Origin of the sequence: Aporhodopirellula aestuarii, assembly GCF_023701485.1 — a bacterium.
GTDB lineage: Bacteria > Planctomycetota > Planctomycetia > Pirellulales > Pirellulaceae > Rhodopirellula > Rhodopirellula aestuarii.
In genome coordinates this window covers 16,892-27,862 of sequence record NZ_JAMQBK010000056.1, presented here as the reverse complement: position 1 = coordinate 27,862, position 10,971 = coordinate 16,892, and the positions used below count along the sequence as shown (strand labels likewise).

The following is a 10,971-nucleotide window of genomic DNA, read 5'->3' as shown; positions in this document are numbered from 1 at the left end:
ACTTCTATGTACCTGCTTAGACGGTGCTTTCGTCATGCACTCGTTCGGGCGAGTCGGAAAACCCGACAAAGGCCGGGGTAGGAAACGGCATCGGAAGATTTCCGGTGCCGTCATTATTCGGAATGGTATTGTTCCTCGCCTTCTGATCCCAGCAGACATTTGAAATCAAGAAACCAGAATTTCAATTGCTGTGCCTGATCCGGACTCCAAACCGCCGCTGAACTGGAACAGCCCTTAAGCAAATGCAAATCCGCCGATCAGTGGACACAGGTGGATGCGAGAAATTGGTGGAAGGGCCAACCGAAACCAGCGAATTCTTCTTAAACCATTCCCCGGACATGCTTTCCGCTGACTTGCAAACAGAGATTTGTTCCGTTGGACGTTTGGTGCGGAGATCCTCCCCACTTGGACCGTTTGGAATGTACAGAATCTTCGCCGTCGCATGAGCGAAGAAGGATTTGACGCGATCGCGAAGCGAAGTCTTGAGCAGGTGAAGCCGCGCTTCGGAGGGTAGCATGGAATAAGTCGGCATGCCGCTAACATTCCCCTGATCGATGGCCAGCTCGCGTTGGAAGCTTTGTCGTTTGCTCGTGAGAGATGCGTCAAGCTGGTCGCGATGGTTTCCATTGCCGGCAGCGTGGGCTCAGCTATGATCATGGGCAACACGGCCGCGCAAATCCTCAGTCGCATTGAATGTTCGATGCTACCACTCAAACCACCGAACTTTGGTAGCCCTGTGCAGTTAGTCGCCCTGTTCAAATAGAGCAGTGAGTTGCTTTCGAGTTTGCAGTCCCGATCGCGACTGCTCTACACTGGTTCTTACGGCATGTGTTTTCTGTTCGGTGGTTGCTGGGAAGGTGTGCGTAGTTCACGGGAGAGCCTGAATGGAAACGTTGATCGAGAGGCTGTGGCACCATACCTCCGCGGATGATGTCGTCCAATTGCTGACGACTGATTCACGTAACGGTTTGGATCGGTTCGAGATCGATCGTCGACAGCGGCATTTTGGAGCCAACTCGATTCCTCTTCGCAGCGGTCCAGGTCCGTTGATTCGTTTCCTGCTGCAGTTTCATCAGCCTCTGCTGTACATCCTCTTGTCCGCAGCGGCGATCACTGCATTCTTGGACGAGTGGGTGGATGCGTCGGTCATTTTCGGCGTGGTGCTGGTCAATGCCGTGATCGGTTACCTGCAGGAATCCAAGGCCGCCAAAGCCCTGGAGGCGCTAGCAAAGACGACACTCACCGTAGCGCGGGTCGTGCGGGCCGGCGAAACCCGCGATGTGCCTTCGACCGAACTGGTCCCAGGCGACATCGTGTTGCTGCAGTCGGGTGATAAGGTTCCGGCGGACCTGCGTTTGTTGAAATCTCGTGACTTGCAAATCGACGAGTCAGCACTGACGGGCGAGTCGGTACCTGTGGGAAAGAATGCCGGCGAATTACCGTTGGAAACCACGCTCGCCGAACGCCGCAACATGGGGTACGCATCGACGCTGGTGACATACGGTCAGGGACGCGGCGTTGTCGTTGCGATTGGAGCGAAGACCGAAGTCGGGCGGATCTCCGAACTCATGACGCTGGCCGATGCGCTGGTAACACCTCTGACGCGCAAAATTGCCAAGTTCAGTCGCGTGTTGCTGGTCGTGATCCTGATGTTAGCGGCCGTCACGTTCGCCGTGGGTGTGTGGCGTGGCCAGGCAATGTTCGAGATGTTCATGGCGGCCGTCGCGCTGGCGGTGGGAGCCATTCCGGAGGGATTGCCTGCTGCCGTGACGATCACGCTGGCGATTGGTGTCGCCCGCATGGCTCGACGTCGCGCGATCATCCGCAAGCTCCCAGCGGTGGAAACGCTCGGCGGCACCACCGTCATCTGCTCCGATAAAACCGGCACGCTGACCGTGAATCAAATGACGGTACATGAATTTTGGGCGGGAGGTCAATTGTTCCAAGTGTCCGGGACGGGGTATGAGCCGAACGGTGAGATCAAAGCCGACGGAGACGACGACTCGACGCTGCCGGAAAACTCAGCGGCCAACCAATGTCTGCTGGCCGGGTTGTTGTGCAATGACTCGGAGTTGGTGCAGGCGGAGTCTCGCTGGGAAGTGCGGGGAGATCCAACCGAGGGAGCCTTGATCGCGGTGGCAAGCAAAGCCGGATTGGATGCCCGGCGAACGCTCGAACAGTCGCCACGCTTGGATGCCATTCCCTTTGAATCACAGCATCAGTACATGGCGACTCTCCACGAAGTGGCTGCCGATCAATCCAGATCGCTGTACGTGAAGGGCGGTCTCGAAGTCGTGCTGGCAAAATGCAACTCGGCGTTGAACAAGTCAGGTGAAGCGGTTCCGCTTGACATGGAAGCCGTGCACCGACAAGTCGAAGCGATGGCCGCTGAGGGTTTGCGTGTGTTGGCATTCGCCGGCAAACCGTTTCCAGCGACGACCAGCGACGTCACGCACGCGGATGTCGGCGACTTGGTTTTTTACGGTTTGCAAGGGATGATTGATCCGCCTCGCGCTGAAGCGGTGGCTGCAATCAAGGCGTGTCAGACGGCGGGAATCCGAGTGAAGATGATTACGGGTGACCACGCCAAGACGGCCCAGGCGATCGCGCAGAAACTTGGGCTCGGCGGGATCGATGCCGGTGAAGGACACGTGCCTCTGGTCAAGACGGCTCAGGATCTTGCCGATACAACCGACCAGCAATTGATCGAGATTGCCGACGAAGTCGCGGTGTTTGCACGCGCGACGCCGGAACTCAAGCTTCGGCTCGTTCGTGCGTTGCAGGCCAATGGTCACATCGTCGCGATGACCGGCGATGGCGTGAACGATGCGCCCGCGCTGAAACAGGCCGACATCGGGGTTGCGATGGGTATCGGAGGCACGGAGGTCGCCAAGGAGGCTGCCGACATGGTGTTGACGGACGACAACTTCGCGTCGATCGAAGCGGCTGTGGAGGAAGGCCGCAGCGTCTTTGATAACCTCACCAAATTCATCGTTTGGACTCTGCCAACGAACATGGGCGAGGGGTTGGTCATTCTGGCTGCGATCTTTGTCGGAGTTGCGCTGCCCATCCTGCCGGTCCAGATTTTGTGGATCAACATGACGACCGCTGTCTTGTTGGGATTGATGCTCGCGTTTGAGCCGAAGGAGGGTGACATCATGCGTCGGCCTCCACGCGATCCGCGGGCGGCGATCCTGACGGGAGAGTTGCTCGTTCGAATCTTGCTGGTCTCTTGCGTGATGCTGGTCGGCGCATTCGGTTCGTTCGAGTGGGCGATCGGACGAGGCTATAGTGATACGGTCGCCCGGACCGTTTCGGTGAACGTCTTTGTGATGGTGGAGGTGTTTTACCTGTTCAATTGCCGTTCGCTGACAAAATCGATGTTCGAGCTGGGGGTACTGTCGAATCACTGGATCGGCCTCGGCGTGGTCAGCATGCTGATGCTGCAGCTTGCCTTTACCTATTTACCAATCATGAATCGCATCTTCCACAGCGCTCCGCTCGGCTGGGATTCGTGGTGGCGAATTCTGCTTACAGGGTTAGCCACCTACATGATTGTGGGATTCGAGAAATGGGTGCGCCGCATACGGATGGCGAAATCGGTTACCACTTAGTTCGACGATTGCACGTTATGCTCTCAACGAATCGCTTGCGATTCGCTGTGTAGAACAATTGTCCCAATGGTTTGATGTCCTGAGCCGGCTGTGCGGCGAAACAATTGGGACAATTGTTCTACAATAGGTGGAGTCGTCGTCCGACACGTCTGTAAGTCGAACTTGACAAACGAAACGAGGAATCGAATGCAACGTTTCAAGAGTATCCTGCTCGTGTACCCGTGTGACAACGCGACTCTCGAGCGTGCCACGTCTCTGGCCCGGGCTAATCACGCGAAGCTGACGTTGCTGCGGGTGGAACGCGAGTTGACGGGGACCAGCCTGATCACATCGCCGGGAAGCCCCGCACTCCAGTTGCAGGATTTGGTGATCAAGGAATACCAATCTCAACTGAAAGACATCATCGCGCCGGTAAAAAAGGAGGGGGTTCGCGTGTCGGCGAAGGTCGTGATCGGGACTCCATTCTTGGAGATCATTCGCGACGTTATCCTGACTAAGCACGATCTGGTGATCATGACGGCAGAGGGAATGGGAGGTCTGAAAGAGCGTCTTTTTGGTAGCACTTCCCTGCACCTGATGCGCAAGTGTCCCTGCCCGGTATGGGTGATGAAACCGAGCAAGCCGAAGCAGTTCCTGCGTGTGATGGCGGCTGTTGACCCCGAGCCGTTTGAAGACTCCAGTGACGAGCTGAATGTGTTTATCTTGAAGCTTGCCGCTGCGGTTGCCGCCAAGGACGGCGCCGAACTGCACGTTGTTCATGCTTGGGCCCTATTTGGAGAGTCGATCATCCAGGGACGAACGCGGCTGACCGATCCCGAGATTAGCGGCTACATTCAAGAAGAAACGGGTCGGCATCAAGAGTTGTTGGACGCTCTGGTTTCCCGGCACACGGACGGATCGGCAGTGGTTCACATGGTCAAAGGACTCGCAGAGTCCGTCATCGTGGAGATGGCAAAGAGCGAGAAAGTCGATCTGTTGGTAATGGGGACGGTTTGCCGGACCGGGATTCCAGGTTTCTTTATCGGCAATACCGCTGAAAAGATTTTAGACGAAGTCGATTGTTCGGTGCTGACCGTCAAGCCGGCAACGTTTCAGTCACCGGTCAAGTTTGACTAACGGATCGATGAAGGCGTTGGAGTAAGCGATTGGGATCCGAAAATATCTTCTACGAGTTTGCGCTGTTGCTGGCGGCGGCCGGTGTTCTGGGATTTATTGCGCATTGGCTCAAGCAACCGCTGATTGTTGCCTTCATTGCGGTTGGGATTCTGGTCGGTCCCGCGGGGCTAAAGTGGGTTTCGATTGGCAGCGAAATTGATTTGCTGGCGAAGACCGGCATTGCGCTCTTGCTGTTTACGGTCGGCTTAAAGCTGGACTTGAATGTGATTCGCACCATGGGACCAGTCTCGTTAGCCACCGGGCTGGGCCAAGTCACATTCACGTCGGTGATTGGCTATTTGCTCTGTCTTGCCATGGGGTTTCCGCATCTTGTTTCGATCTACGTTGCCGTCGCGTTGACGTTTTCCAGCACGATCATCATCGTCAAGCTGTTGTCCGACAAACGCGAGATCGACTCGCTGCATGGTCGCATTGCCATCGGTTTCTTGATCGTCCAAGACTTGGTGGTGGTATTGGTGATGATCGCATTGACGGCGTTCGGCGCTAGCACCGGTGTTCACTGGGTGCAGGGCATCTCGTTGGTCATTGTCAAAGGAATCGGTTTGCTGGTCGCCGTCGGTCTGCTGATGCGTTACGTGTTGCCAAGGCTGTATCAGCATGCAAGTCGTTCGGCCGAGTTGTTGACGACGCTAGCGATTGCCTGGGCCGTCGGTCTGGCCGCGATCGGTGATTGGCTCGGTTTTAGCAAAGAGGTGGGGGCGTTCCTGGCGGGTGTGTCACTGGCTGGATTGCCGCACCGGGAGGCGCTCGGATCGCGTCTGGTTGGCTTGCGTGACTTCTTGCTGTTGTTCTTCTTTGTGGATCTGGGAGCCCACCTCAAGCTCAGTCTGCTGGGATCGCAACTGATGCCGTCACTGGCTTTGTCGATGTTCGTGCTGATCGGCAATCCGCTGATCGTGATCATCATCATGGGACTGATGGGGTATCGAAAACGAACTGGCTTCTTGGCCGGTTTAACCGTTGCCCAAATCAGCGAATTCTCGCTGATGCTGGGGGCACTCGGAAAAGACCTTGGGCACATTTCCGGTGAAATCCTCGGGCTGATCACGCTCGTTGGCTTGATCACGATCACACTCTCCACCTACCTGATACTCTACTCGCACGCGTTGTATGACCGGCTGTCACCGTTCATGTCCTGGTTCGAGAGGAAGGATCCTTTTCGCGAAGTTGAATTGGAAACGACTGTCGAGCCATCCCGCGGCTTTGACACGATCGTCTTTGGACTGGGGCGTTTCGGGAACCATCTTTCTCGAGAACTTTCCGACCGTGGACAGCGTGTGCTGGGAGTCGACTTCGATCCCGATGTGGTGCATCGGCTCCGCGAGTCGGGACATTCCGTCGTGTATGGAGATGCGGAAGACCCCGAGTTTGCGTCGACATTGCCGCTCACTCACGCGCGATGGGTGGTCAGTTCCGTCCCCCAGCTTGCGGTCAACCTTGCGCTGCTGCACGCGCTATCGCGTTACGGCTATGGCGGATCGGTTGCCGCAACCGCACACCACGATCGGGATGCCGCCAAGTTAAGGGAAGCAGGATGCAACATGATCCTGTTGCCGTTCGCGGACGCCGCCAAAGAAGCAATCGACCAACTCAGCGAGTCTGAGCTGACCGTCCAGCAGAGCGAATCGCAGGACCGAACTTGAAGTGCGAGCAAGACGTTGACTGAAATCTTCGCATGCGATTACGACGGCACCACGACGCAGCAGGAGACTCCCCACTAGATCAACGGCCAACCCTCGCTGACTAAGCGGTAAGTTCGCCCGATCGTCGCAATGGCTGCACGCGTGATCTGCATTCGTTCGTCTGAATCCGTCGATCTCGAAACAGATTCGCCGGCGCAGAGCCCTGGCAGCTCGCTCGCTTTAGAGACATTTGCTAGCTGTGTTGACCATTCGCAGTCCTGCGAAAACCTGTCGCTTCGGTCGATAGGAGGACCTCAACCGACCTTCGGATTCTGTTCACGACCTAGCGGGCGACATCGACGTGAATCGCGTGGACGCTGCGATCTGCCCTGGAAAAGAGCTTTGTGAATCAACGAGTTCTCGCCAACTGAGTTTTGCGTGGGGAGGGGCGTGGAACAAAAGAAATCAGCGTTGGCACACCGGTTGCTAAACAGGTTGAGACCGATGAAGCGAATCTATCCGCCATGTGTGGCGGACGCGGCTCATCGAGAAAATGAGCACAGGAGTGCCGACATGAACCATACAAATAGTACCACCGTGGCCGAAAAGCAGTCAGCTGAACCAACGTGGTCCGACGAACCTTGGGACCGAGTGAAGACGGCGATCGTCCAACGGTGGCCGCACCTGGATTCTCGGGACGTAGAAACTTTGCCGCGGGATGTGATGGAGCTTGAAAAGTTCCTAGGTGAATACACCGAATCTTCCGAGGACGAGATTCAGGCGGTCGTCCGTGAACACGCCCCCGCACCTTCGATTCTGCAACGGGCGGGCCACTTGGGTGAACGATTGACTGGCCAGATGGCCCCGCCGGTTCAGTCGGCATTGGAGCGAGTTCGCTACGAGGTGGATGAGCATCGTGGCACCACGACTGGTCTGGTTTTTGTAGCCGGAATTGCGATAGGCGCGCTCGCCACGGCCGCGTACTTCCGATCGCGACCGCCAGCTCCAGCATTGCAGTCGTATCTGCCCAGACGGTTTCGCAGCTAAACAACTTCTACCTTTCATTATCGAGAATCAATTCCATGGAAAACTCCTCTCACACGCATCCGTCCCGTTCGTCCAATCAACCAACCTCCGATCCCGACCACAGCGTCGGTGAAGCCGTTGGACGCCGTGGACAAGCCGCCGCTGAACATTTGGTGGCGACGCCGGCGAAGGATATTCTTGCTCGTTTGCAACAATACGCCCACGAAAAACCCGATGTCGCCGTGTGTTGGTGTTTCGGTTTGGGGATCATCGTTGGTTGGAAGCTGCGTTCATGAGCCAAACGTCGCAGCTTCGCGAGCGCCTCGAGCAATCCTTTGGATACAAACGATTTCGTCCCGGCCAATCCAAGGCATGTCGCGCCGCGATGGACGGTCGCGATACGTTGATCTTGATGCCGACCGGGTCGGGAAAAAGTCTCTGTTATCAACTGCCCGGCTTGGAGTTGGACGGGGTCACTGTCGTGGTGAGTCCGCTGATATCGTTGGCGGAGGATCAGGCGGCCAGTCTTCAAGAGAACGGCATTCACGCTGTTATCTTGAACAGCTCGAAGTCGAAGAAGCAAATCGAATCGTTCCGCGAGGATTTGCGGTCCGGCAGATCGGAATTTGTGTTCACGACACCAGAGCAATTGCAGCAAACTGACCTATGCGAGTTGCTCGCCGAGGTCGGTGTCGACCTGTTTGTCATCGACGAGGCTCATTGCGTGAGTCAGTGGGGGCACGACTTTCGGCCTGACTACCTTTGTCTGCAATACGCCCGAAAGCGACTTGGCGATCCGCCGATCTTGGCGATGACGGCTACCGCGTCTGCACGAACGGTTGACGAAATCATCTCGTGTTTGCAATTGATCAATCCGGTCACGGTATCGAATTCTGCCTACCGATCCAATTTACGTCTGGCGGTGAAGGCCTGCGATAGTGAAGCGAGCAAAGACGAACTGCTTCATCGTTTGCTGACCTATGACGATGGGTTGGTCGGTAATGAACCAGCGATCGTCTACTGCAACACCATCAAGGATGTCGAGCGACTAGCCGAGAAATTCTCTAATTTGGATGCTCCGGTGCTTGTTTACCATGGCCGAATGAAGAAACAGGATCGGCTTGATTCGCAAAACGCGTTCATGGACGGGCCGCCAGCGGTCATGTTTGCAACCAACGCATTCGGACTTGGTATCGACAAGCCAGACATTCGACAAGTGATTCATTACACGCTGCCGGGGTCAATCGAAGCGTACTACCAAGAGGTCGGCCGAGCCGGACGTGATGGTAAAAACGCCAACTGCACCTTGATGTTCGATGCGGATGACTTGCGGGTGTTGAAAATGTTCGCGGGCGGGCATCTTGACTCGTCGCAATTGGCAACCGCCCACCATTGTTTGTGCCAAGGCGTTCAGCGATGTGGTTCGGAAGACGGCACCGTCGCACTGACGGACTTGACCAAAATCAGTGCTCTTGGTCGTCAAACGCTCAAGAACTGTTTGCAGCAACTCGCGTCGCGTGGAATCGTCGCTCCGGCGGGACGCGGTCGATGGCGTTTGTTGCTTAGCGAGGTCAGTCGCGACATCACTGATCGAATCGCCGATGACGCACGCCGCCGTGCTGAAGATCGTCAGATTGCATTGCGACAGATGGTCGAGTTTGCCGGACGCCATTCCTGTCGATGGTCGGCGATCTTGAATCACTTTGACGATGACCTCACCGCCGATCTCGAAGACTGTCGCTGCGACGTTTGCGAGCCAGATATTAATCGCAGCGTAGAAAAGGCGGTTGAGGCCGAAAAACGAGAAATCGCGGAAATCATTTCCTGATGTTGATTTAATTAATGCGGGACCGGACGGCTTGCGCCGTTCCGCTATGAAGAGCACGTGTATCCGTTTGTTGTAGGTGGACCACGTTTTAAGCAGGTAGCTACGTGGAGTTCGGTAACGCGGGACCGGACGGCTCGCGCCGTTCCGCTAGGAAGAGCACGTGTATCTGTTTGCTGTAGCTACCGTCGCCAGACGGTGGACGACGTTCTGAGTACGTAGCGAAGTGGAGTTCGGTAACGTGGGACCGGACGGCTTGCGCGGTTTCGCTAGGAAGTGCACTCAGCCACTGGATGTTCGCAGAAGCTCCTCATCAAGCTTTCTCGCCTTTCGAGAAGCCAAAGTCAGGTTTCTCTTCGCGGACCAGCATGTCCATAAACTTGTCAAACCTTCTCTTCCTTGTCTCGGGTTTCTTGGCTGTCGTCAGTCCGTGCGAGATGAGGTATCTGCTCGATTTGGTTAGCGTTGCAAAGAAACGCTTCGCCTTGGGCTTTTTATTTAGCGCCGCGACAAAATCCTCTGGTACCTGCAATTCGCTTGCTGGAGCGTATGCATTTTCCCAGCGACCGTCCGCTTTCGCGGCAGCAACCTGTGCCAGTCCGGGCTCTTCCATCCGCCCTTCCGCTATCAGACGATCCACATGTTCGGTGTTTCTTTTCGACCAATTGCTTTGGGGTTTTCTAGGAGTGATCCGCTGGAGATAAGCTCGATCGTCAAGTGATTTCTTCACGCCGTCGATCCAGCCCCAGCACAGCGTCTCGATAACCACTTCGTTCCATGTCACGCTGGGAACCTTGCTCCCCTTCTTGAAAATCTTGACCCACAGCTCGCTTTCGGTGGCATGATTTGCCGCGAGCCATTGATGAAGATCCTTCGGTAACGGGAAAGCAACGATTTTTGTCGGATCAGGGTTAACCATTCAATCAGATTCTCTTTGTCGGGCGGCTCAGCCCGTCGCATTGGCTTGGGTACCGCTGGATCAAGTCAGCACGTGGCCCGTGATGGGCGCGCAGCCGCCGGGGGCGAACGCGATTCGCATCAGCTCGGGACAATCGGTCGACATGATAATGTCGGGCGGGCCGCCAATGGCTAGCGGCCGAGCGTCCCTCCACGGTTACAACGACTTTTGTTTAATGGTTTCCCGCTAGGCTGGCATCGTTCTTCACTTTCGCGGGCACGTCCAATTGCGACGTGCAATTCGGGCATCGCGTTGCGCGGTAAGCGATCGCGGTTCGGCAGAAGTCGCATTTCTTCTCCGTCGGTTCGCCTTCAGGTGGCTTGTCGCCGAACGCCTCGTCGAGTTGTTCGTCCAAGCGATTGACAAAACGGATGATGGCAAACATGGCGACTGCGACGATGAACAATGCAAGGCAAGTGTTCAGAAATTGTCCGTAGTTGATCGTGACCGCTCCAGCTTCTTGGGCGGCTTGCAGTGTTTGGAACCCGCCGCTCGGTGGCTCGACGCCGTCGGGTAGGTCGATCGTCCAGAACAAATCACTGAAGTCAGCGTTGCCGGTCAACAAACCGATCGGCGGCATGATAATGTCATTGACCAGTGACTTGACCACGGTCGTGAACGCGGCACCGACGGTGAAGCCGATCGCCAAGTCGATCATGTTGCCACGCAGTGCAAATTTTTTGAAGTCGTTGAGTATGCTCATTGTTCATTGGTTTCCCGCGAGTAGATCAAAATGGTGTATGGAGGCGG

General features: G+C 56.0%; 8 protein-coding genes. 6 read left to right on the top strand and 2 right to left on the bottom strand.

The window, feature by feature from the left end; genetic code table 11:
- Positions 1–884 precede the first annotated feature (884 nt).
- From NB063_RS19760 to NB063_RS19735, 6 genes are all read left to right on the top strand, one after another.
- Positions 885–3,614, top strand: coding sequence for a cation-transporting P-type ATPase (locus NB063_RS19760; RefSeq protein ID WP_322975248.1), 2,730 nt, complete (start codon positions 885–887; stop codon positions 3,612–3,614).
- A gap of 186 nt (positions 3,615–3,800) precedes the next feature.
- Positions 3,801–4,730, top strand: a complete 930-nt coding sequence (locus NB063_RS19755; RefSeq protein WP_250930491.1) for a universal stress protein — start codon at positions 3,801–3,803, stop codon at positions 4,728–4,730.
- A 29-nt stretch (positions 4,731–4,759) separates the two neighbouring features.
- Positions 4,760–6,433: a cation:proton antiporter gene (locus NB063_RS19750; RefSeq protein ID WP_250930490.1), complete on the top strand. Its 1,674-nt coding sequence runs from the start codon at positions 4,760–4,762 to the stop codon at positions 6,431–6,433.
- Positions 6,434–6,985: 552 nt separating this feature from the next.
- Positions 6,986–7,459 carry a hypothetical protein gene (locus NB063_RS19745; protein ID WP_250930489.1) on the top strand — a complete coding sequence of 158 codons (474 nt, stop codon included), beginning with the start codon at positions 6,986–6,988 and terminating at the stop codon, positions 7,457–7,459.
- 35 nt (positions 7,460–7,494) lie between these two features.
- Positions 7,495–7,734: a hypothetical protein gene (locus tag NB063_RS19740; protein WP_250930488.1), complete on the top strand. Its 240-nt coding sequence runs from the start codon at positions 7,495–7,497 to the stop codon at positions 7,732–7,734.
- A complete protein-coding gene (locus NB063_RS19735; protein WP_250930487.1) occupies positions 7,731–9,266 on the top strand; it encodes a RecQ family ATP-dependent DNA helicase in 1,536 nt (511 codons plus the stop codon). The genes NB063_RS19740 and NB063_RS19735 overlap by 4 nt, the downstream gene beginning before the upstream one ends.
- A 310-nt stretch (positions 9,267–9,576) precedes the next feature.
- Here the strand turns inward: NB063_RS19735 and NB063_RS19730 are convergent, their stop codons facing one another.
- Both NB063_RS19730 and mscL read right to left on the bottom strand, forming a co-directional pair.
- Entirely contained in the window at positions 9,577–10,182 is a 606-nt protein-coding gene (locus tag NB063_RS19730) for a YdeI/OmpD-associated family protein (RefSeq protein WP_250930486.1), read from the bottom strand.
- Positions 10,183–10,393: 211 nt separating this feature from the next.
- Entirely contained in the window at positions 10,394–10,924 is a 531-nt protein-coding gene (gene mscL / locus NB063_RS19725; protein WP_250930485.1) for a large conductance mechanosensitive channel protein MscL, read from the bottom strand.
- Positions 10,925–10,971 lie beyond the last annotated feature (47 nt).